This window comes from Citrobacter sp. VF227 (assembly GCF_052950715.1).
The window spans coordinates 88,299-108,034 of record NZ_JBRFVF010000003.1; the positions used below are offsets into that span (position 1 = coordinate 88,299).

Sequence of the window (19,736 nt, forward strand, 5' to 3'; positions counted from 1 at the left end):
TCGTTATGGAGATCCTCTACAACATCTTTACCGTCTTTTTTAATCAGGTTATGACCAACGCCCCGCTGTTGCTGGGTATTGTGACCTGTCTTGGCTATATCCTGTTGCGTAAAAGTGTCAGCGTTATCATTAAAGGCACGATCAAAACGATTATCGGTTTTATGCTGCTGCAGGCGGGGTCTGGCATTCTCACCAGCACGTTCAAACCGGTGGTGGCGAAGATGTCCGAGGTTTACGGTATCAACGGTGCGATTTCCGATACCTATGCTTCCATGATGGCAACCATCGAACGTATGGGGGATGCCTATAGCTGGGTAGGGTATGCCGTGCTGTTGGCGCTGGCGCTAAACATTTGTTACGTACTGCTACGGCGGATTACCGGTATTCGCACCATCATGCTGACCGGGCACATCATGTTCCAGCAGGCGGGCCTGATCGCCGTTTCTTTCTACATCTTTGGCTATTCCATGTGGACGACCATCATCTGTACAGCGGTGCTGGTGTCGCTCTACTGGGGCATTACCTCCAATATGATGTACAAGCCTACCCAGGAAGTGACCGACGGTTGCGGTTTTTCCATCGGTCACCAGCAGCAGTTTGCCTCGTGGATTGCCTACAAAGTCGCGCCTTACTTGGGTAAGAAAGAGGAGAGCGTGGAAGATCTCAAGCTGCCAGGTTGGCTGAATATCTTCCATGACAACATCGTTTCTACCGCGATTGTGATGACCATTTTCTTCGGCGCTATCCTGCTCTCTTTTGGCATTGATGTGGTTCAGGCGATGGCGGGTAAAACCCACTGGACGGTCTATATCTTGCAAACTGGTTTTTCGTTCGCCGTCGCTATTTTCATCATCACCCAGGGCGTACGCATGTTCGTTGCTGAACTTTCAGAAGCGTTCAACGGTATCTCTCAGCGTTTGATTCCCGGCGCGGTGCTGGCCATCGACTGCGCGGCGATTTATAGCTTTGCTCCTAACGCGGTGGTCTGGGGCTTTATGTGGGGCACCATTGGCCAACTGATAGCAGTGGGCATTCTTGTGGGCTGCGGCTCCTCCATCCTGATTATCCCAGGCTTTATCCCGATGTTCTTCTCGAACGCCACTATTGGCGTATTTGCTAATCACTTTGGCGGCTGGCGAGCGGCGCTCAAGATTTGCCTGGTGATGGGGATGATCGAAATCTTCGGCTGCGTCTGGGCGGTGAAGCTTACCGGTATGAGCGCCTGGATGGGCATGGCGGACTGGTCAATTCTGGCGCCGCCGATGATGCAGGGTTTCGCCTCCATCGGCATCGTGTTTATGGTCGTCATTCTTCTGATTGCACTGGCTTATATGTTTTTCGCAGGGCGCACGTTGCGCGCTGAGGAAGACACAGAAAAACAACTGGCAGAACACTCTGCTTAAAAAGGAGTTCCGATTATGACCGTACGTATTCTGGCTGTATGTGGCAATGGGCAGGGCAGTTCCATGATCATGAAAATGAAGGTGGATCAGTTTTTAACCCAGTCAAATATCGACCATACGGTAAACAGCTGTGCCGTGGGGGAATACAAAAGTGAACTGAGCGGCGCAGATATCATCATCGCCTCTACCCATATTGCCGGCGAGATTACCGTATCTGGCAATAAATATGTTGTCGGCGTGCGCAACATGCTGTCTCCCGCCGATTTTGGACCAAAACTGCTGGAAGTGATCAAAGCGCATTTCCCACAGGACGTGAAGTAAGGACACGCCATGAAATTACGTGATTCGCTGGCAGACAATAATTCAATCCTTTTACAGGCTGAGGCCAGCACCTGGCAGGAAGCGGTAAAGCTGAGCGTGGATTTGCTGGTTAAGGCTGATGTGGTTGAACCACGTTACTACCAGGCGATCCTCGACGGAGTCGAGCAGTTTGGTCCGTACTTTGTGATCGCACCCGGTCTGGCGATGCCGCACGGTCGCCCGGAAGAAGGCGTCAAAAAAACGGGCTTCGCGCTGGTAACGCTGAAAACTCCGCTGGTGTTTAACCACGAAGATAACGACCCGGTCGATATCCTGATAACGATGGCGGCAGTTGATGCCAACACGCATCAGGAAGTAGGCATCATGCAGATCGTGAATCTGTTTGACGACGAAGCCAATTTCGACCGTTTACGCGCCTGCTGCACCGCGCAGGAAGTGCTGGATTTAATTGATAACGCCACCGCGGCGGCTGTTTAAAAGGATACCAAAATGTCATTACCTATGTTGCAGGTTGCGCTGGACAACCAATCAATGTCTTCCGCGTATGAAACGACGCGTCTGATTGCCGAAGAGGTCGATATCATTGAGGTGGGTACTATTCTTTGCGTGGCAGAGGGCGTTCGTGCCGTTCGCGATCTGAAGGCGCTTTACCCGCATAAAATTGTGCTGGCGGACGCTAAAATTGCCGACGCGGGCAAAATCCTCTCCCGCATGTGTTTCGAAGCCAACGCAGACTGGGTAACCGTCATCTGCTGTGCCGATATCAACACCACCAAGGGTGCTCTGGCGGTGGCGAAAGAATTTAACGGTGACGTACAGATTGAACTGACCGGCTACTGGACCTGGGAGCAGGCGCAGGAGTGGCGTGACGCGGGTATTGGGCAAGTTGTCTATCACCGCAGTCGTGATGCGCAGGCGGCAGGCGTGGCGTGGGGAGAGGCGGATATCAGTGTGATCAAGCGTCTGGCCAATATGGGCTTTAAAGTTACCGTGACCGGCGGTCTGGCGCTGGAGGACCTGCCGTTGTTCCAGGGGATCCCGATTCACGTCTTTATCGCTGGTCGCAGCATTCGCGACGCCGCTTCTCCGGTTGAGGCCGCACGTCAGTTCAAACGTTCCATCGCCCAGCTGTGGGGATAAGGAGCGGCTATGCTGTCGAAAGAGGTCCCGCTCGGTATTTATGAAAAAGCGCTCCCTGGCGGGGAGTGCTGGCTGGAACGCTTGCAACTGGCGAAGGAACTGGGCTTTGACTTTGTCGAAATGTCGGTTGATGAAACCGACGCACGCCTGGCGCGCCTTGACTGGTGTCGCGAGCAGCGACTGGCGCTGGTGGCGGCTATCGCCGAAACCGGAATACGCGTACCGTCCATGTGCCTGAGCGCCCACCGTCGTTTCCCGCTTGGCAGCGAAGATGATCGGGTGCGCGAACAGGGGCTGGAGATTATGCGTAAAGCCATTCAGTTTGCGCAGGATATCGGTATTCGCGTTATTCAACTGGCGGGTTACGACGTCTATTACCAGCAGGCCAATAACGAAACGCGTCGTCGGTTTCGCGATGGACTAAAAGAGAGCGTGGAGATGGCGAGCCGTGCGCAGGTGACGCTGGCGATGGAAATCATGGATTATCCGCTGATGAATTCGATCAGCAAGGCGCTGGGTTATGCTCACTATCTCAACAATCCGTGGTTCCAGCTGTATCCCGATATTGGTAATTTGTCGGCGTGGGACAACGACGTGCAGATGGAGCTGCAGGTTGGGGTAGGCCATATCGTCGCGGTACACGTGAAGGATACTAAACCAGGTGTATTCAAAAATGTGCCGTTTGGTGAAGGGATCGTTGATTTCGAGCGTTGTTTTGTGACGCTCAAACAGAGTGGATACTGCGGGCCATACCTGATTGAGATGTGGAGTGAAACAGCGGACGATCCGGCACGTGAAGTCGCGAAAGCGCGCGATTGGGTGAAAGCGCGTATGGCCAGCGCAGGTCTGATGGAGGCGGTGTAATGCAAAAACTTAAACAGCAGGTTTTTGAAGCCAATATGGATCTGCCACGCTACGGGCTGGTGACATTTACCTGGGGTAACGTCAGTGCCATCGACCGTGAACGTGGGCTGGTAGCGATCAAGCCCAGTGGTGTCGCCTACGAGCACATGACTGTTGATGATATGGTGGTGGTCGATATGTCAGGGAAGGTGATAGAAGGCGGCTTTCGTCCTTCTTCCGATACCGCCACCCACCTGGCGCTCTACCAGCGTTATCCGTCGCTGGGCGGAGTCGTGCATACGCACTCTACTCATGCCACTGCCTGGGCGCAGGCAGGGCTGGCGATCCCGGCTCTGGGAACCACTCACGCGGACTACTTCTTTGGCGATATTCCCTGTACCCGGGCATTGACGGAAGAAGAAGTGCAGGGCGAGTATGAGCTGAATACTGGCAAGGTGATCATTGAAACGCTGGGCAATGTAGAACCATTACATTCGCCGGGTATTGTGGTGTATCAGCACGGTCCGTTTGCCTGGGGTAAAGATGCTCACGATGCGGTACACAACGCGGTGGTCATGGAAGAAGTGGCGAAAATGGCGTGGATTGCGCGTGGCATTAACCCGGCGCTCAGCCCCATCGACAGTTACCTGATGAATAAGCACTTCATGCGAAAGCACGGCCCAAATGCCTATTACGGCCAGAAGTAAGAAAAAAACGTTCCGGAGCCAACTCTTCATGGGGATGAGAGCGGTCTGGCTTCAGGACTTTTTTGCAAAAAAAAGCCCCCGATAAGGGGGCAAATCAAACTGTGGCAATATTCTCGTTGGTTATTTCTGGTGCTAGCGATAAATATCTGCACTGGCATGCATATTTCCGTTACTACCGGGTTCCCTGGTGAGGATCACGTGATAGTAGGTTGCGCCTTGTACATCGGTTTCTTCATTCAGGGCCTGAGTGGCTTCACTTTCAGTGGCGAAGTTATGATTTATGTAAATAACGCCTAAGCTCTGCACATCATCCATATTCCTGGCCTGATGATTGTCAATTTTGATGGCTGCCGTTGCATTTGCACTGAGCAAAAGTACAGCCAGAAGGGGCAAAATACGGGCTCGCATATGTACCTCCTCGATTGCGGTCTCTGGTTAGCTCTCTCCTGTGAGTGGATAACTTCTGATTTAATTTTAACCGCTCCCGGCGCAGTCGATAGCGACCATTTCTGATGCAGTTGTTCAAAAAATTACCGCAAAGCCATCTTTTCTTTAATTAACAATCAGCTGAAGCCTTCCGCTGCGGTTAAAAATACCTGCCTTGCGCGCATAAGCTCTTACCAAATAGTCAATTTAATCGGGTGAGTACGCCGTTTATAGTGAGCCGGATAATTAATATAACTTTATGATAATAAGGCAAAAACTTATGGATACTTCATTCATGGATTTCAGCTACTTTGTGATTATGTTTATGGTCGCGCTGGTGGCAGGCTTTATTAATGTAGTGTCGGGCGGCGGTGGTTTTCTCTCTATTGGCGCTCTCTTAATTTCTGGTTTACCCCCCGCCAATGCGCTGGCAACCAATAAAATTCAGGCGTTGGGCAGCTCGCTGACCTCCGGAATTTACTTTTTACGCCGGGGACATATTAATGTGCAGGAACACAAATATGTCTTTTTATCTGCCTTTATCGGTTCTGCGTTGGGCACGACGCTTATCCAGTTTATTGAACCAGAAGTGTTGAAGAAACTGCTGCCGATCCTGATTATTGCGGTCGCCATCTACTTTATTTCTGCGCCTAATCTTAGCGAACCGAAAAGAAAGCAGCAGGTATCCCTGTTTCTCTTCTCGTTGATCTGCGGGGGAGGAATTGGGTTTTATGATGGTTTTCTCGGTGCCGGAGCAGGCTCCTTTTATACGCTCTGCTACATCCTGCTGTGGGGATACAGCATCGATAAGGCGCAAATTCACTCGAATTTTATCAACCTGGCGTCGAACATCGCCTCGATTCTGTTCTTCATTTTCGGCGGTAAAATGATCTGGTCGCTGGGGCTGGTGATGTTTGCTGGTCAGTCCCTTGGCGCACGTCTTGGCGCGACGGTGGTACTGACGCGCGGGAAGAAAGTTATCCGGCCGATGATTGTCGTTGTCTCCATTTGTATCAGCATCAAAATGCTGCTTGATATGTATTAATTGCGGCATGGTAAATAATCGTACAATCACCTTGAGTTTAGCGGCTGACACCAGTATTATGACGCGTCATTTTTCAGCCGACCTTTAACACGTTCCTTGCCTCCATGGGCCTCGGCTGACCCAGACAGGAGGCTGAATAATCCGTAAGGAGCAATTCGATGCGTCATTACGAAATCGTTTTTATGGTCCATCCTGACCAGAGCGAACAGGTTCCGGGTATGATCGAACGCTACACTGCTGCCATCACTGGTGCAGAAGGCACGATCCACCGTCTGGAAGACTGGGGCCGCCGTCAGCTGGCTTACCCGATCAACAAACTGCACAAAGCTCACTACGTTCTGATGAACGTTGAAGCGCCGCAGGAAGTGATCGATGAGCTGGAAACTACCTTCCGCTTCAACGATGCCGTTATCCGCAGCATGGTTATGCGTACTAAACACGCTGTTACCGAAGCATCTCCGATGGTTAAAGCGAAAGACGAGCGCCGTGAGCGTCGCGATGATTTCGCTAACGAAACCGCAGATGATGCTGAAGCTGGGGATTCTGAAGAGTAATTTCTGATGACCAACCGTCTGGCGTTGTCCGGCACCGTGTGCAGGGCTCCCCTTCGAAAGGTCAGTCCATCAGGAATTCCTCATTGCCAGTTCGTGCTTGAGCATCGTTCTGTGCAGGAGGAAGCCGGGTTTCACCGGCAGGCGTGGTGCCAAATGCCCGTTATTATTAGCGGACACGAAAACCAGGCCATTACTCACAGTATAACGGTCGGTAGCGCAGTGACCGTTCAGGGGTTCATCTCTTGCCACAAGGCAAAGAACGGCCTGAGCAAAATGGTTCTGCATGCCGAGCAGATTGAATTGATAGATTCTGGAGACTAGCCATATGGCACGTTATTTCCGTCGTCGCAAGTTCTGCCGTTTCACCGCGGAAGGCGTTCAAGAGATCGACTATAAAGATATCGCTACGCTGAAAAACTACATCACCGAAAGCGGTAAGATTGTCCCAAGCCGTATCACCGGTACCCGTGCAAAATACCAGCGTCAGCTGGCTCGCGCTATCAAACGCGCTCGCTACCTGTCCCTGCTGCCGTACACTGATCGTCATCAGTAATCGGTCACGGTCCATTAATACGACTTTGAGAGGATAAGGTAATGCAAGTTATTCTGCTTGATAAAGTAGCAAACCTGGGTAGCCTGGGTGATCAGGTTAACGTTAAAGCGGGCTATGCTCGTAACTTCCTGGTACCACAGGGTAAAGCTGTTCCTGCTACCAAGAAAAACGTTGAATTTTTCGAAGCGCGCCGCGCTGAGCTGGAAGCTAAACTGGCTGACGTTCTGTCCGCTGCTGAAGCTCGTGCTGAGAAAATCAACGCACTGGAAACCGTAACCATCGCGTCTAAAGCTGGCGACGAAGGTAAACTGTTCGGTTCCATCGGTACTCGCGACATCGCTGACGCTGTAACTGCAGCTGGCGTTGAAGTTGCTAAGAGCGAAGTTCGTCTGCCGAACGGCGTTCTGCGTACCACTGGTGAGCACGAAGTGAGCTTCCAGGTTCACAGCGAAGTGTTTGCTAAGCTGACTGTAAACGTAGTTGCAGAATAAGTTTTTATTCTGATAACCGCGTAAAAGCGCCGGCCCTGTGCCGGCGTTTTGCTTTTCTGTTTCCCCCCGCTTTTCGCTCTGGCTATTCTTTATCCTTTTCGGGATAATCACAAAAATAAAACATTATTTCAAAGTGGTGATGGAATGGAACCAACGCACCAACCTCTGTTTGCGCGTAAAAATGTTGTCTACCTGAGCGCGGCGTTTTGCTGCCTGCTGTGGGGGAGCGCCTATCCGGCGATAAAAAGCGGATATGAGATCTTCCAGATTGCCACGGATGATATTCCCTCAAAAATTGTCTTTGCCGGCTATCGCTTCCTGTTTGCGGGATTATTGCTGCTACTGTTGGCGATGGCGCAGCGTAAACCGATTGGCCGGTTAAGCCCGCGTCAATACGGTCAGCTCACGCTGTTGGGATTGACGCAAACCTCGCTGCAATACATCTTCTTCTATATTGGCCTGGCGTTCACGACGGGGGTAAAAGGCTCCATCATGAATGCGACCGGGACCTTCTTCAGCGTGCTGCTGGCCCATTTTATCTACCATAATGACAAACTGAGCTACAACAAAGCTCTGGGCTGTATCCTCGGCTTTGCTGGGGTGATGGTGGTGAACTTTAGCAGCGGAATGGATTTTAGTTTCAGCCTGTTAGGTGACGGTTCAGTGGTGATGGCCGCCTTTATTCTTTCGGCCGCCACGTTATATGGTAAACGCATTTCTCAGACGGTAGATCCGACGGTAATGACGGGGTATCAACTGGGCGGTGGCGGTCTGGCGCTGGTTATCGGCGGCTACGCTTTTGGGGGCTCGCTGACCTTACATGGCGCATCTTCAGTGGCTATTCTGGGCTACCTGACGTTACTCTCTTCGGTCGCCTTTGCCTTGTGGAGTATTCTGCTCAAGCATAACCGCGTGGGGATGATTGCGCCGTTTAACTTTCTGATCCCGGTTTCGGGAGCGGTGCTGTCGGCGATATTCCTCGGCGAAAACATTCTCGAATGGAAATATGCGCTGGCGCTGGTGCTGGTTTGTTCAGGGATCTGGTGGGTGAATAAGGTGAAGCGCTGATGCTTCACCTTGATGCCTGATGGTGCAGTGCTTATCAGGCTTACATGTGTGCTGCTTAACGGGCGCGAATAAAACTGCCGTTCGGCTGGCGGGTAAACAGTACCTGCTGGCCATTACCGGTATCGATGGTTAACCCGGTCACCACGCCATTGGCATTCTGCCTGATCTGCACCATCTGACCGTCTTTCAGATTACTTAGCGGTTTTCCTGCACCTTCAACCTGCGCCATTGCATACACATCGGTTGGCGGGAGGTTATGGTCACGGAAGACCTGGGCCAGCGTTTTGCCCGAGTCGACGCGATAAGAACGCCACTGTTGCTCAATTCCGTTATCCTGTTGGAAAGGTTGCGTCTGCGGCTGAGATTGCTGAACCTGCGGCTGCGCGTCCGGTTCTCCTTCCTGGATCGGTTCCGGTGCAACCGGAGCGACCTGGCCGGGATCGTTTTGCGGGGCCACTAACTGTGCCTGAAGCTGAGCCTCGGTTGGCGGTTGCGACTGTGACTGTAAATCCAGTTGGGCAGTACGCGTCACCACAGGGGCATCAGTAGTGTCACTGGAAGGAAGCAGGAAACCGATCACCAGCACGATAGCAGCAATAATAATGCCGCGTCGGTGCATAGGCGGTAGCGGGTCCATAATGCGAAAATTGTCCGGTGCATGCCAGATTTTCGCCAGGGTTGGTTTTAATTCAAAGCGCCCGGGCATGGCTTTCCTCCTGCTCCGCGTCTCGTTCCTCGATCATAGAGTATAGATGGCTAACGCTATGATGTTCGTCATATTACCCGCTTTCGTGACGTCAACGCGGGATATTCCTATTGTTTATGTTTCCTCGCGATTTGTCATCTGTTCCCGAGACAAAGTTTTACCGGATGCGGCATGGCTGATATGCTGCCCGCTACTTTACATCCGATGAAAGGAAATATGATGGCTAACCCGACTTTTGACACTATCGAAGCGCAAGCAAGCTACGGCATTGGTTTGCAGGTAGGACAACAGCTGAGCGAATCCGGACTGGAAGGACTGTTGCCTGAAGCGCTGGTAGCGGGTATCGCTGACGCGCTGGAAGGTAAGCACCCGGCAGTGCCGGTCGATGTTGTGCATCGCGCACTGCGTGAAATCCACGAACGTGCTGATGCAGTACGTCGCGAGCGTTTCCAGGCTATGGCGGCTGATGGCGTCAAATATCTGGAAGAAAACCGTGAGAAAGAAGGTGTGAACAGCACTGAATCCGGTTTGCAGTTCCGCGTTCTGACTCAGGGCGAAGGTGCTATTCCGGCGCGTACTGACCGCGTTCGCGTTCACTATACCGGTAAACTGATCGACGGTACCGTGTTTGATAGTTCTGTCGCACGCGGTGAGCCGGCTGAATTCCCGGTTAACGGCGTTATCCCAGGCTGGATTGAAGCGCTGACCCTGATGCCGGTAGGTTCCAAATGGGAACTGACTATTCCTCAGGAACTGGCTTACGGCGAGCGTGGCGCTGGCGCGTCCATCCCTCCGTTCAGTACGCTGGTGTTCGACGTTGAGCTGCTTGAGATCCTGTAAGCAGTGAACTCTGTTCCCCCCGAGGCCGGGGGGAACAAAAAAATAGCGTGAAAAGCTATTGTTACGTCGATGTCGAGATTTTATCTTGCAAATGCCGCATCAGCGTGTATTTTTGTGAACTGTTTCGCGCTATCAGAGTGATATGACACTCACTTTAAACATTAAATTAACATTATATCTAAATCTTAGTATTCATCCCGCCAATTCTTACCTAATATCGATGAGTCCTGATAACAGGATCGTCGTATCATCGACACACTAAAGGCCGTAGAGCCTGAACAACACAGACAGGTACAGGAAGAAAAAACATGGTAGATCAGGTAAAAGTTGACGCCGCTGAAGAGGCATCGACTGAACAGTCGCTACGGCGCAATCTCACAAACCGTCATATTCAACTTATTGCCATTGGTGGTGCTATCGGCACCGGCCTGTTTATGGGCTCAGGTAAAACTATCAGCCTCGCCGGGCCGTCGATCATCTTTGTGTATATGATCATCGGTTTTATGCTGTTTTTCGTGATGCGGGCAATGGGGGAATTGCTGCTCTCGAATCTGGAGTACAAATCGTTTAGTGATTTCGCCTCCGACCTGCTCGGGCCATGGGCCGGATATTTTACCGGCTGGACCTACTGGTTCTGCTGGGTCGTTACCGGGATGGCGGACGTTGTCGCCATTACGGCGTATGCACAATTCTGGTTCCCCGAGCTGTCAGACTGGGTCGCCTCGCTGGCGGTGATCGTGCTGCTTCTGAGCCTCAACCTCGCCACCGTAAAAATGTTTGGGGAGATGGAGTTCTGGTTTGCGATGATCAAAATCGTCGCCATCATCGGCCTGATCGTCGTCGGTCTGGTGATGGTATTGACGCACTTCCAGTCGCCAACCGGCGTTCAGGCATCATTTACGCATCTGTGGAATGACGGTGGCTGGTTCCCGAAAGGTCTGAGCGGTTTCTTTGCTGGCTTCCAGATAGCTGTGTTCGCGTTTGTGGGTATTGAGTTGGTGGGAACGACCGCTGCGGAAACCAAGGATCCGGAGAAATCTCTGCCGCGCGCCATTAACTCGATTCCGATCCGTATCATCATGTTCTACGTTTTTGCGCTGATTGTGATTATGTCCGTCACGCCGTGGAGCTCGGTCGTGCCAACCAAGAGCCCATTTGTTGAATTGTTTGTGCTGGTTGGTTTGCCTGCCGCAGCGAGCCTGATCAACTTTGTGGTGCTGACTTCAGCGGCCTCTTCTGCAAACAGCGGCGTGTTCTCGACAAGCCGTATGCTGTTCGGCCTGGCACAGGAAGGCGTTGCGCCTAAAGCGTTTGCCAAGCTGTCTAAACGCGCAGTTCCGGCGAAAGGTTTAACCTTCTCCTGTATCTGTCTGTTGGGCGGCGTGGTGATGCTGTACGTGAACCCGAGCGTAATTGGCGCGTTCACCATGATCACTACCGTGTCGGCGATTCTGTTCATGTTCGTCTGGACCATCATTCTTTGCTCGTACCTTGTGTACCGTAAGCAACGTCCGCACCTGCATGAAAAATCAATCTACAAGATGCCGTTAGGCAAGCTGATGTGCTGGGTATGTATGGCGTTCTTCGTCTTCGTACTTGTGCTGTTGACGCTAGAAGATGATACCCGTCAGGCGTTGATGGTGACACCGCTGTGGTTCATCGCGCTGGGTCTGGGCTGGTTGTTTATCGGTAAGAAACGTATGGCAGGTATGCGTTAAGCGTTGCCATCTCGGGCACAAAAAAGGCCACATAAACAGTGGCCGAATGCGGACTTCAGGAAGGCGCTCTCGGGCGCCTTTTTTATTCACCTGCGAGGGCACGCGGGAACAACACATTGTTTTCCAGACTGATGTGTTCCATCAGGTCGTCGATCATTTCGTTAATGCCGTTATACATGGCTTTCCAGGTGGTGCAGGCTTCTGGCGGCGGCGTCACGTTGTGGGTGATATGTTTGATTACTTCCACCAGTTCACCCGCATCGTCATGCTCGCTTTCCATCACGCTGATTGGCCCCATCGCCTGGCTACCCATGCCCTGTTTGATCATCGGGAACAGGATCTGCTCTTCTTTCATCATGTGGCTGGACAGCTCTTCATGCAGCATGGTCAGGTTTTTCGCCAGACCGCGCGGTACGTTCGGTTTGTCTGCGTGAACGCGTTCAACTTTAGTGGCCTGCAGAATCAGTTCCGGCAGCTGTTCACGGTGTCGGTCATGATAACGCACAACGATATGGTCAATGATTTCAGCCAGCGCCACGGTACGCCAGTCTTTTTCCAGCGGCTGCTCAGCGAGTTTTGCCAGTTCGGATTCGATGGCTTCGACATCCAGCTCTTTACGCGCGGCAGCGCGTGCCAGCGTTTGCTTACCGCCGCAGCAGTAATCCATATCGTATTTACGAAACAGGGCCGAAGCGCGAGGAATAGAGAGCGCCAGTTCACCTAAAGGTTGATCGCGATAAGACATTGCCGTTACCTCATTCTCAATAATATAAGATGTATTTTAAATGCAAGTTATGGTGAAGGATATAACCCTTTCGGGGTGGTTTTTTTTGTGATGAATGTCACAAGAATTTCTTATTTCGTTAAGGTGCTGAATCTTATTGGAAAGGAGGGGGACGGCGAAAAAAGCCACGCGACAGTGTTAAATAAGCGCACGCCGCTGCCGATAGTTAGACCTCAGACAATACCTGCATAATAAAAGGCTACAGATGTTCAAACGAATTAAAGTGATAACCTTACTTATCACTGTGTTACTCGCCCTGGGCGCAATGCAGCTCATCTCCGCGGGCGTGTTTATTGGCGCGCTCAATAATGATAAGCAAAACTTTAACGTCTCGCAGCTTTCCAGCCAGAACGTGGCTGAGTTTACCGATGCGTGGATTAGCCTGAACCAGGCTCGTGTTACGCTCAACAGGGGCATGCTGCGTTTACAGGGAACGATGGCCAGCGATATCAATGGTGGTCAGTTGAAGGAACTGGTGAACACGGCAAATCGTCTGTTGGCCGAATCGAAAGAGCATTACGATACCTACTACGCCTTGCCGGAAACGCCGGGACTGGATGAGCATCTGGCCGATCGACTGGAAGAACAGTACGGTATCTATTCTGCAACGCTGGCTAAAATGAACGCACTGCTGGCTGAAGGTAAGCTGGAGGAGATGTTCAAACAGAATGCCGAGCAAAAGCAAACGGCGATGCAGGCCGTTTATCGGGAATGGCGTAGCGCGCAAACGGCGCTGGCCACTGCCGGAGTGCAGGACAATGAAAGTGATTATCAGAAGATAATCTGGTTGCTGTCCGCAGTGATGCTAATTGTTGTCGGCGTGATTATCGCCAGCTGGCTGGCGATGCAGCGAGTGTTACTCAAGCCGCTCCACGAAGTGATGGCACATATTCGCCACATTGCCGCGGGTGATTTGACGCACCGCATCAACGCCGATGGCAGTAATGAAATGGCGCTGCTGGCAGGCAACGTCCGCGAGATGCAGCAGGCGCTGGCGAATACGGTCAGCGTAGTGCGTGACGGGGCTGACACCATCTATACCGGCGCGGGTGAAATTGCCGCTGGCAGTAACGATCTCTCTTCACGTACCGAGCAGCAGGCCGCTTCTCTGGAAGAGACCGCTGCCAGCATGGAACAACTCACCGCGACTGTGAAACAGAATGCGGATAACGCGCGTCAGGCGACCAGTCTGGCAAAAAACGCCTCACAGACGGCGCAAAAAGGCGGAACAGTGGTTGATAGCGTGGTGCGTACTATGGATGAAATCGCTACCAGTTCCAGCAAAATCGCGCAAATTACCAATGTTATCGACGGCATAGCTTTCCAGACCAATATTCTGGCGCTGAACGCGGCGGTAGAAGCGGCGCGAGCGGGTGAACAGGGGCGTGGCTTTGCAGTAGTTGCAGGCGAGGTTCGCACGCTGGCGCAGCGTAGCGCTCAAGCAGCGAAAGAGATTAAGGCGCTGATTGATGACTCGGGGAATCGGGTCAATGCCGGTACAGCGCTGGTTCATGAAGCGGGTGAAACGATGGCGGAAATTGTCAGCGCCGTGACTCGCGTGACCGATATTATGGGCGAGATTGCCTCGGCCTCTGATGAACAGAGTCGGGGTATCGATCAGGTAGGCCAGGCGGTGGCTGAGATGGATCGCGTCACGCAACAAAACGCCTCGCTGGTGGAGGAGTCTGCTTCCGCTGCCGCTGCGCTCGAAGAGCAGGCTGCACGATTGAATCAGACAGTGGCGGTGTTTAAAGTGTCGCGTCGGATGACGGCGTAAACGCCTTATCCGGCCTGCAAGGTATTATTCCCCAGGCCGGATTAGCGCAGCGCCATCCGGCACATTATGATTGTGGTACCACGACAACGCTGGGTTTCTGCGGCTTGGCTCTGACGGCTATTACTACCCCAACCATCAGCAGCGCAATGCCGCTTATCGTCAGCAACGGCGGAAATTCCTGGCGCAGTATAAAGGTGTACAACAGGCCTGCCAGTGTTTCAAACACAATCAGCGGACCGAGGATCACCGTCGGCAGCTTCTGGCTGGCGACGTTCCAGCACAGTGCGCCAACCCACGAACACAAGACCGCAATGGCTATCATCAGGCCGATAAACACGCCCGGACGCGGGCCGAAGGGCAGAGCGAAGTCCGGCGTTTGCCCGTTCAGCCAGAGGCAGGCGGCAATATAACCGAACAGGGATACAGGCAGCGTCACCAGTGCCTGGGCCGTCGCCCACATCATTGGGTGCTTATCCGGATTTTCGCGTAGCCAGCGGGCATTACGCAGTGCATACCACGCCCAACACACCACCGAAATCAGCGCCAGCGCGATGCCAGAGCCATATCGCCAGCCGCTAAAGTCGGGGAGGCCCTGATTCAGCTCCGAAATATTCACGCACAGCAGACCCATGCCAATTAACACCAGCGCAGGCGACAAACGCCACCATGATAATTTGCCGTCGCGTTGGCTATAGAGCAAGTTAGCGAAGATAGGGATCACCACCGGCAAGGTACCGATTATCATGGTTGAGACCGGTGCTCCGGTGCGCTGGATGGCGCTTGCCAGACAAACGTAATAGACCAGGTTACCCATCATCGTTAGTGCCAGCGCCGTTATCCAGTCTTTACGCGTCAACTGGCGCAGGCGCACACGCCCCAGCCAGGCGATCGGCAACGCTATCAGCCCCAGCGCCAGATAACGCCCCATCGACTGTAACACCGCCGGGTATTCCGGTACGATCAGCGGCCCAACAAAAATTAATCCCCACATCAGCCCTGCCAGCAGGGCATACAACACGCCGCTAATCATTTTTGACATCCACATCGCTTAACAATAAGTCGAGTGTAGGCAGGAAAAATGCCGCGGTATTGTATGAGATTGCTGATCAACGCCGGACGACTTGTTTCTGATAACGCACCGGCGTAATGCCGTAGCGATGGGTAAACGCGCGGGTGAGATGCGACTGGTCGGTGAGGCCGGTTGCGGCGGCGACCTCTGCGGCGGGCATACCGTGAGTGAGAAAACCTTTAGCTCGCCACAGGCGGATCGCCATCAGCATCTGGTGCGGCGTGACGTGGAAATGCAATTTGAACTGGCGCTGAAAATGCCAGGGACTCAGCGATGCCACCCGCGCCAGTTCGTCGAGCGTGACCGGGTGCATATAGTTATCGTGCAGATACTCGCGGACTCGTTCAAAGCGATGCGCCCCCTCCGGCAATACCGGCGCATGGCGGGCCAGCGGTTGGAACGTGTCGATCAGATCGAGTAATAATCCTTTTTGCGCCAGCGGATCTTCCGTGTTCCACAGACCGTGGATCAATGAACAGATCTGACGCGAGCGCAGCGGATCGTGACGGGTAACGTCATGGAACCACCAGTGGCGGATCCCGGTGACCTCCTCCAGAAGATCGGGTTCAAGATAGATCATCCGATAGCGCCAGCCGTCGGCGGTTTCGGCTTCGCCGGTGTGCAGCTCATCGGGATTCATGGTGACGACGGACTGGGCGGGGGCCACGTACTGCGTGCCGCGATAGCGAAAGCGTTCGGCTCCGGCTTCTATCGCGCCAATACCAAACGCTTCATGAGTGTGCGGCTCAAAGGCGTAACGCGAGATATGCGCATGATACAACTCAACGCCGGGCACCTGCGCCAGATGGCGAAAGCGGGCGCTGTCTTTCTCATCAATAAACTGCTCAGGTACACCTTGCACGTTTTCTCTCCCCACGCATCATTCTGTCATTATCAGAGAGGATGCGCGGGGATGCCACCACAATTAACTAATTTTTAACATTTGCACGATGCCTTTGACGCTGTCAGCCAGCGATGTGGTCGGGCGACCAATCAGTTTGCTCAGCGTATGGCTGTCGTCGAAGAGGCCGCCTTTGGAGACGCCAGTGTCTGAGTCAGCCAGCATGTCCGCCAGCCCGGCAGGTAGACCAAAGCCCTTCAGCGCAGCGGCAAAGTCAGTTTCGCTCAGGTTCTGATACACCACTTTTTTACCGCTCTGTTTTGCCAGTTCGGCAGCCAGTTGGCTCAGTGTCCAGCCGTCATCGCCCGCCAGCTCATAGATTTTACCGGCGTGACCGTCTTCGCTGATGACGTGCGCGGCAGCGGCGGCGTAGTCGGCACGGGTCGCCGAGGCGATTTTGCCCTCACCTGCCGCGCCAATAAAGATGCCATGTTCCAGCGCGGCCGGGGCGCTGGCGAGATAGTTTTCGGTGTACCAGCCGTTACGCAGTAGGGCGTACGCGATACCGGATTCAGCCAGCATCTTCTCGGTTGCGACATGCTCGTCAGCCAACCCCAGCGGGGAAGTGTCGGCATGTAGCAGGCTGGTGTAGGCGATAAATTTCACGTGGGCAGCTTTTGCCGCGTTAATTACGTTGCGATGCTGTGGGGCGCGTTGTCCCACTTCGCTCGACGAGATCAGCAGTAGCTTGTCGATACCCTGTAGGGCAGTTGTAAAGGTGGCTTCATCGCTGTAATCCGCCTGACGAACGGTAATGCCCTGCTGGCTAAGCGCCGTCGCTTTCGCAGGGTTACGTACAATGGCCACAATGTGGCTGGCAGGAACGGTTTTCAGCAAAGTTTCAATAACGTGTTGGCCCAGTTGGCCGGTGGCGCCGGTAATCGCGATCATGGGGTGACTCCTTGGTATTGGTCTTGTGATTAATCACGCTAACACCTAAACTTACTTTTAGTAAGTACGCACAAAAAGGTAAGTATGGAAATGGCCACACCAACGCTTTCTCAGCAGTTACGCGATGGCAACTTGTTCGCCGAGCAGTGCCCCTCCCGCGAGGTGTTAAAACACGTTACCAGCCGCTGGGGGGTGTTGATTCTGGTGGCGCTGCGCGACGGTACGCACCGTTTTAGCGATCTGCGCCGTAAGATGGGCGGCGTCAGTGAAAAGATGCTGGCGCAATCCCTGCAGGCGCTGGAGCAGGACGGGTTTATCAACCGGGTATCGTATCCGGTCGTACCGCCGCATGTGGAGTATAGCCTGACGTCGTTGGGGGAGCAGGTGAGCGATAAAGTCGCCGCACTGGCGGACTGGATAGAACTTAATTTGCCGCAGGTGCTGGCGCAGCGGGAAGAGCGGGCGGCGTAAAGTATTGCCGGATAAGACGCAGTTGCGTCACATCCGGCACGAAAATTACTTACTCAAATCCAACTGATAAATCGCAAAACCAATGTCATCGGTCGCGACTTTTTTCAGCGGATATTGTCCTTTCTCTTTGATAAACGCGGCGGCCTTCTCGGTTGGTGATGTTTCAAAGCGAATATCCAGTTTGGTATCGCTGTGAATCGGCGCCAGACGCCAGTTGTTATCCGCTGCCGGATGTATTTCACCGGCGCGCTTCGTCTCGGCACCTATCCATGCCGCCAGCACCGATCGGTTTTCATCCGGTGATGCAAATGCGATGTGGCTGTCGCCAGTTCCGGCAAACTTACCACCGTAGGCACGGTAGTTATTCGTCGCGACGAGGAAGGTGGCATTTGGATCGACAGGTTTGCCGTTGAAGGTCAGATTTTTAATACGCTCTGCTTGCGGATTGATGGTCTGGCATTCACCGTCATAGCGGGCGGGTTGCGACACATCAATCTGGTAATTTACGCCGTCAATCACGTCGAAATTATAGGTACGGAAGCCGTCCCAGTTAATCAATGACTGTGGTTTGCTGCTGTGGATATCAATCTGATTAAACTGTCCGGCGGAACATTCCAGCCACTCTTTCACCTCTTTACCGCTGGCTTTCACCACCACCAGCGTATTGGGATAGAGATACAAATCGGCGGCGTTACGGAAGGTGAGCTGGCCTTTTTCGACTTCGACAAAGCTTGCCGGATCGTTCTTGCGTCCACCGACCTTAAACGGCGCGGCGGCGGAAAGTACCGGTAGTTTTGCCAGATCCGGATCGCCCTGAATAAAGTGTTCCACATAGGCTTTCTGCGCGTTGTTCACCACCTGTACGGTCGGGTCATCCTGTACCAGCGCCAGATAGCTGTACATATTGTCGGCGGATTTACCGATCGGTTTGCTGACAAACTCACGCGTGGCGTCGTGATCGGCTTTCAGGATCTCAACGATTTTTTTGTCTTCTGCTGCCAGTGATTTTTTCGCTGCCGCGTCATAAATCGGACGTGCTTCGGCTTTCGCCTGGGTGACCTGCCATTTACCGCTGTCGTTATTCAGCACTAAATCCACCACCCCCAGATGATCGCCCCACATGCCCGGCATCACCGCAGGAACGCCATTGAGTGTACCTTTTGTGATATCTGCGCCTTTGATGTTGGCAAAGTCTTTACCGGGGAAAACAGCGTGGGCGTGACCAAACATAATGGCATCCACGCCCGGGACTTCACTGAGGTAGTAAACGGAATTCTCTGCCATAGTCTGGTATGGGTCGGCAGAAAGCCCGGAGTGAGCAACCACCACCACCACATCGGCACCCTTGGCTCGCATTTCCGGCACGTATTTACGTGCGGTTTTGGTGATGTCATTCACCGTCACTTTGCCGCTGAGGTTGGCTTTATCCCAGGTCATGATCTGCGGCGGTACAAAACCGATATAGCCTATCTTCAGCGTCTGCTTGTTCCCTTGCTGGTCGACAACCTCAGTGTCTTTGATCAGATAAGGCGTAAATAGCGGTTTTTTGGTCTTAACGTCGATGATATTGGCGTTAACGTAAGGGAATTTCGCTCCGGCTAGTGCGTTGTGCAGATACTCAAGACCGTAGTTGAATTCATGGTTGCCGAGGTTACCCACCGCGTAATCCAGCGTGTTTAGCGCCTTATAGACCGGGTGAGTTTCGCCCGCTTTCAGCCCCTTGGCTGCCATATAATCCCCGAGTGGACTGCCCTGAATCAAATCGCCGTTATCAACCAGCACGCTGTTTTTGACTTCACCACGCGCAGCGTTGATAAGGCTAGCCGTACGCACCAGGCCAAACTTTTCAGTCGGTGTATCTTTGTAATAATCGAAATCCATCATATTGCTATGTAAATCAGTGGTTTCCATTATCCGCAGATCGACGGTCGCGGCATTCACGCTGGCTGCAATCAGCGTGGCCAGAAGCGTTGCACTAAACTTAATCATCAGGGGCATCCTTTTAAGATCTAAGCCACAAAAGAAAAT

At 53.0% G+C, this 19,736-nt stretch carries 23 protein-coding genes; 16 read left to right on the forward strand and 7 right to left on the reverse strand.

Going from position 1 to position 19,736, the window contains the following annotated elements; translation table 11 throughout:
- Window positions 1-5 precede the first annotated feature (5 nt).
- Genes ulaA through ACU8YC_RS12780 form a run of 6 tightly spaced genes read left to right on the forward strand, consistent with a single transcriptional unit; the run spans window position 6 to window position 4,414 of the window.
- Complete coding sequence (gene ulaA / locus ACU8YC_RS12755; protein ID WP_252838516.1) at window positions 6-1,403, forward strand: PTS ascorbate transporter subunit IIC; 1,398 nt, start codon at window positions 6-8, stop codon at window positions 1,401-1,403.
- 15 nt (window positions 1,404-1,418) lie between these two features.
- Window positions 1,419-1,724: a PTS ascorbate transporter subunit IIB gene (gene ulaB, locus ACU8YC_RS12760; RefSeq protein ID WP_003025655.1), complete on the forward strand. Its 306-nt coding sequence runs from the start codon at window positions 1,419-1,421 to the stop codon at window positions 1,722-1,724.
- A 9-nt stretch (window positions 1,725-1,733) separates the two neighbouring features.
- Window positions 1,734-2,201, forward strand: coding sequence for a PTS ascorbate transporter subunit IIA (gene ulaC, locus ACU8YC_RS12765; protein WP_151224463.1), 468 nt, complete (start codon window positions 1,734-1,736; stop codon window positions 2,199-2,201).
- 12 nt (window positions 2,202-2,213) lie between these two features.
- Entirely contained in the window at window positions 2,214-2,864 is a 651-nt protein-coding gene (locus ACU8YC_RS12770; protein WP_446895408.1) for a 3-keto-L-gulonate-6-phosphate decarboxylase UlaD, read from the forward strand.
- A gap of 9 nt (window positions 2,865-2,873) precedes the next feature.
- Entirely contained in the window at window positions 2,874-3,728 is an 855-nt protein-coding gene (locus ACU8YC_RS12775) for an L-ribulose-5-phosphate 3-epimerase (protein WP_252838491.1), read from the forward strand.
- Window positions 3,728-4,414, forward strand: coding sequence for an L-ribulose-5-phosphate 4-epimerase (locus ACU8YC_RS12780; RefSeq protein WP_151217371.1), 687 nt, complete (start codon window positions 3,728-3,730; stop codon window positions 4,412-4,414). The genes ACU8YC_RS12775 and ACU8YC_RS12780 overlap by 1 nt, the downstream gene beginning before the upstream one ends.
- A 132-nt stretch (window positions 4,415-4,546) precedes the next feature.
- On the opposite strand, the gene yjfY is transcribed toward ACU8YC_RS12780, so the two are convergent.
- Window positions 4,547-4,822 (reverse strand): DUF1471 family protein YjfY, encoded by a 276-nt coding sequence (gene yjfY, locus ACU8YC_RS12785; RefSeq protein ID WP_151224466.1) that lies wholly within the window; start codon window positions 4,820-4,822, stop codon window positions 4,547-4,549.
- Window positions 4,823-5,120: 298 nt separating this feature from the next.
- Here yjfY and ACU8YC_RS12790 point away from each other — a divergent pair, with 298 nt between their 5' ends.
- The 6 genes from ACU8YC_RS12790 to ACU8YC_RS12815 all read left to right on the forward strand — a co-directional run bounded on the left by ACU8YC_RS12790 (window position 5,121) and on the right by ACU8YC_RS12815 (window position 8,551).
- On the forward strand, window positions 5,121-5,885 hold the full coding sequence (locus ACU8YC_RS12790) for a TSUP family transporter (protein WP_151217375.1): 765 nt from the start codon (window positions 5,121-5,123) through the stop codon (window positions 5,883-5,885).
- 158 nt (window positions 5,886-6,043) lie between these two features.
- The gene (gene rpsF, locus ACU8YC_RS12795) at window positions 6,044-6,439 is read left to right on the forward strand and encodes a 30S ribosomal protein S6 (RefSeq protein ID WP_003025672.1); all 396 of its coding nucleotides are present in this window, start codon (window positions 6,044-6,046) and stop codon (window positions 6,437-6,439) included.
- 6 nt (window positions 6,440-6,445) lie between these two features.
- Window positions 6,446-6,760 carry a primosomal replication protein N gene (gene priB / locus ACU8YC_RS12800; RefSeq protein WP_003025674.1) on the forward strand — a complete coding sequence of 105 codons (315 nt, stop codon included), beginning with the start codon at window positions 6,446-6,448 and terminating at the stop codon, window positions 6,758-6,760.
- Between the two features lie 4 nt (window positions 6,761-6,764).
- Window positions 6,765-6,992: a 30S ribosomal protein S18 gene (gene rpsR / locus ACU8YC_RS12805; protein ID WP_000135199.1), complete on the forward strand. Its 228-nt coding sequence runs from the start codon at window positions 6,765-6,767 to the stop codon at window positions 6,990-6,992.
- A 41-nt stretch (window positions 6,993-7,033) separates the two neighbouring features.
- Window positions 7,034-7,483 carry a 50S ribosomal protein L9 gene (gene rplI, locus ACU8YC_RS12810; protein ID WP_003025676.1) on the forward strand — a complete coding sequence of 150 codons (450 nt, stop codon included), beginning with the start codon at window positions 7,034-7,036 and terminating at the stop codon, window positions 7,481-7,483.
- A 144-nt stretch (window positions 7,484-7,627) separates the two neighbouring features.
- A complete protein-coding gene (locus ACU8YC_RS12815) occupies window positions 7,628-8,551 on the forward strand; it encodes a DMT family transporter (RefSeq protein WP_187253612.1) in 924 nt (307 codons plus the stop codon).
- A 55-nt stretch (window positions 8,552-8,606) separates the two neighbouring features.
- On the opposite strand, the gene ACU8YC_RS12820 is transcribed toward ACU8YC_RS12815, so the two are convergent.
- Window positions 8,607-9,257: a LysM-like peptidoglycan-binding domain-containing protein gene (locus ACU8YC_RS12820; protein ID WP_151224468.1), complete on the reverse strand. Its 651-nt coding sequence runs from the start codon at window positions 9,255-9,257 to the stop codon at window positions 8,607-8,609.
- A gap of 219 nt (window positions 9,258-9,476) precedes the next feature.
- Here ACU8YC_RS12820 and fklB point away from each other — a divergent pair, with 219 nt between their 5' ends.
- On the forward strand, window positions 9,477-10,097 hold the full coding sequence (gene fklB, locus ACU8YC_RS12825; protein ID WP_003025685.1) for an FKBP-type peptidyl-prolyl cis-trans isomerase: 621 nt from the start codon (window positions 9,477-9,479) through the stop codon (window positions 10,095-10,097).
- Between the two features lie 308 nt (window positions 10,098-10,405).
- A complete protein-coding gene (gene cycA / locus ACU8YC_RS12830) occupies window positions 10,406-11,815 on the forward strand; it encodes a D-serine/D-alanine/glycine transporter (protein WP_151217380.1) in 1,410 nt (469 codons plus the stop codon).
- 82 nt (window positions 11,816-11,897) lie between these two features.
- Here cycA and ytfE read toward each other — a convergent pair whose 3' ends face one another.
- On the reverse strand, window positions 11,898-12,560 hold the full coding sequence (gene ytfE / locus ACU8YC_RS12835; RefSeq protein ID WP_151217382.1) for an iron-sulfur cluster repair protein YtfE: 663 nt from the start codon (window positions 12,558-12,560) through the stop codon (window positions 11,898-11,900).
- 244 nt (window positions 12,561-12,804) lie between these two features.
- Here ytfE and ACU8YC_RS12840 point away from each other — a divergent pair, with 244 nt between their 5' ends.
- Complete coding sequence (locus tag ACU8YC_RS12840; protein WP_187253613.1) at window positions 12,805-14,376, forward strand: methyl-accepting chemotaxis protein; 1,572 nt, start codon at window positions 12,805-12,807, stop codon at window positions 14,374-14,376.
- 64 nt (window positions 14,377-14,440) lie between these two features.
- On the opposite strand, the gene ACU8YC_RS12845 is transcribed toward ACU8YC_RS12840, so the two are convergent.
- The 3 genes from ACU8YC_RS12845 to ACU8YC_RS12855 form a co-directional block, all read right to left on the reverse strand.
- Window positions 14,441-15,406 (reverse strand): DMT family transporter, encoded by a 966-nt coding sequence (locus ACU8YC_RS12845; RefSeq protein ID WP_151217489.1) that lies wholly within the window; start codon window positions 15,404-15,406, stop codon window positions 14,441-14,443.
- A gap of 76 nt (window positions 15,407-15,482) precedes the next feature.
- Complete coding sequence (locus ACU8YC_RS12850; protein WP_151224470.1) at window positions 15,483-16,307, reverse strand: AraC family transcriptional regulator; 825 nt, start codon at window positions 16,305-16,307, stop codon at window positions 15,483-15,485.
- Window positions 16,308-16,370: 63 nt separating this feature from the next.
- A complete protein-coding gene (locus ACU8YC_RS12855; RefSeq protein ID WP_446895409.1) occupies window positions 16,371-17,237 on the reverse strand; it encodes an SDR family oxidoreductase in 867 nt (288 codons plus the stop codon).
- A gap of 90 nt (window positions 17,238-17,327) precedes the next feature.
- On the opposite strand from ACU8YC_RS12855, the gene ACU8YC_RS12860 reads away from it, so the two are divergent.
- Window positions 17,328-17,708 (forward strand): winged helix-turn-helix transcriptional regulator, encoded by a 381-nt coding sequence (locus ACU8YC_RS12860; protein WP_005134463.1) that lies wholly within the window; start codon window positions 17,328-17,330, stop codon window positions 17,706-17,708.
- Window positions 17,709-17,753: 45 nt separating this feature from the next.
- Here ACU8YC_RS12860 and cpdB read toward each other — a convergent pair whose 3' ends face one another.
- Window positions 17,754-19,697 carry a 2',3'-cyclic-nucleotide 2'-phosphodiesterase gene (gene cpdB / locus ACU8YC_RS12865; protein ID WP_370619154.1) on the reverse strand — a complete coding sequence of 648 codons (1,944 nt, stop codon included), beginning with the start codon at window positions 19,695-19,697 and terminating at the stop codon, window positions 17,754-17,756.
- Between the last annotated feature and the right edge of the window lie 39 nt (window positions 19,698-19,736).

What these genes read in the sequence shown, in the direction of transcription:
- ulaA (WP_252838516.1), top strand. Translation starts at nt 6, where the DNA reads ATGGAGATCCTCTACAACATCTTTACCGTCTTTTTTAATCAGGTTATG.
- ulaB (WP_003025655.1), top strand. Translation starts at nt 1,419, where the DNA reads ATGACCGTACGTATTCTGGCTGTATGTGGCAATGGGCAGGGCAGTTCC.
- ulaC (WP_151224463.1), top strand. Translation starts at nt 1,734, where the DNA reads ATGAAATTACGTGATTCGCTGGCAGACAATAATTCAATCCTTTTACAG.
- ACU8YC_RS12770 (WP_446895408.1), top strand. Translation starts at nt 2,214, where the DNA reads ATGTCATTACCTATGTTGCAGGTTGCGCTGGACAACCAATCAATGTCT.
- ACU8YC_RS12775 (WP_252838491.1), top strand. Translation starts at nt 2,874, where the DNA reads ATGCTGTCGAAAGAGGTCCCGCTCGGTATTTATGAAAAAGCGCTCCCT.
- ACU8YC_RS12780 (WP_151217371.1), top strand. Translation starts at nt 3,728, where the DNA reads ATGCAAAAACTTAAACAGCAGGTTTTTGAAGCCAATATGGATCTGCCA.
- yjfY (WP_151224466.1), bottom strand. Translation starts at nt 4,822, where the DNA reads ATGCGAGCCCGTATTTTGCCCCTTCTGGCTGTACTTTTGCTCAGTGCA.
- ACU8YC_RS12790 (WP_151217375.1), top strand. Translation starts at nt 5,121, where the DNA reads ATGGATACTTCATTCATGGATTTCAGCTACTTTGTGATTATGTTTATG.
- rpsF (WP_003025672.1), top strand. Translation starts at nt 6,044, where the DNA reads ATGCGTCATTACGAAATCGTTTTTATGGTCCATCCTGACCAGAGCGAA.
- priB (WP_003025674.1), top strand. Translation starts at nt 6,446, where the DNA reads ATGACCAACCGTCTGGCGTTGTCCGGCACCGTGTGCAGGGCTCCCCTT.
- rpsR (WP_000135199.1), top strand. Translation starts at nt 6,765, where the DNA reads ATGGCACGTTATTTCCGTCGTCGCAAGTTCTGCCGTTTCACCGCGGAA.
- rplI (WP_003025676.1), top strand. Translation starts at nt 7,034, where the DNA reads ATGCAAGTTATTCTGCTTGATAAAGTAGCAAACCTGGGTAGCCTGGGT.
- ACU8YC_RS12815 (WP_187253612.1), top strand. Translation starts at nt 7,628, where the DNA reads ATGGAACCAACGCACCAACCTCTGTTTGCGCGTAAAAATGTTGTCTAC.
- ACU8YC_RS12820 (WP_151224468.1), bottom strand. Translation starts at nt 9,257, where the DNA reads ATGCCCGGGCGCTTTGAATTAAAACCAACCCTGGCGAAAATCTGGCAT.
- fklB (WP_003025685.1), top strand. Translation starts at nt 9,477, where the DNA reads ATGGCTAACCCGACTTTTGACACTATCGAAGCGCAAGCAAGCTACGGC.
- cycA (WP_151217380.1), top strand. Translation starts at nt 10,406, where the DNA reads ATGGTAGATCAGGTAAAAGTTGACGCCGCTGAAGAGGCATCGACTGAA.
- ytfE (WP_151217382.1), bottom strand. Translation starts at nt 12,560, where the DNA reads ATGTCTTATCGCGATCAACCTTTAGGTGAACTGGCGCTCTCTATTCCT.
- ACU8YC_RS12840 (WP_187253613.1), top strand. Translation starts at nt 12,805, where the DNA reads ATGTTCAAACGAATTAAAGTGATAACCTTACTTATCACTGTGTTACTC.
- ACU8YC_RS12845 (WP_151217489.1), bottom strand. Translation starts at nt 15,406, where the DNA reads ATGATTAGCGGCGTGTTGTATGCCCTGCTGGCAGGGCTGATGTGGGGA.
- ACU8YC_RS12855 (WP_446895409.1), bottom strand. Translation starts at nt 17,237, where the DNA reads ATGATCGCGATTACCGGCGCCACCGGCCAACTGGGCCAACACGTTATT.
- ACU8YC_RS12860 (WP_005134463.1), top strand. Translation starts at nt 17,328, where the DNA reads ATGGCCACACCAACGCTTTCTCAGCAGTTACGCGATGGCAACTTGTTC.
- cpdB (WP_370619154.1), bottom strand. Translation starts at nt 19,697, where the DNA reads ATGATTAAGTTTAGTGCAACGCTTCTGGCCACGCTGATTGCAGCCAGC.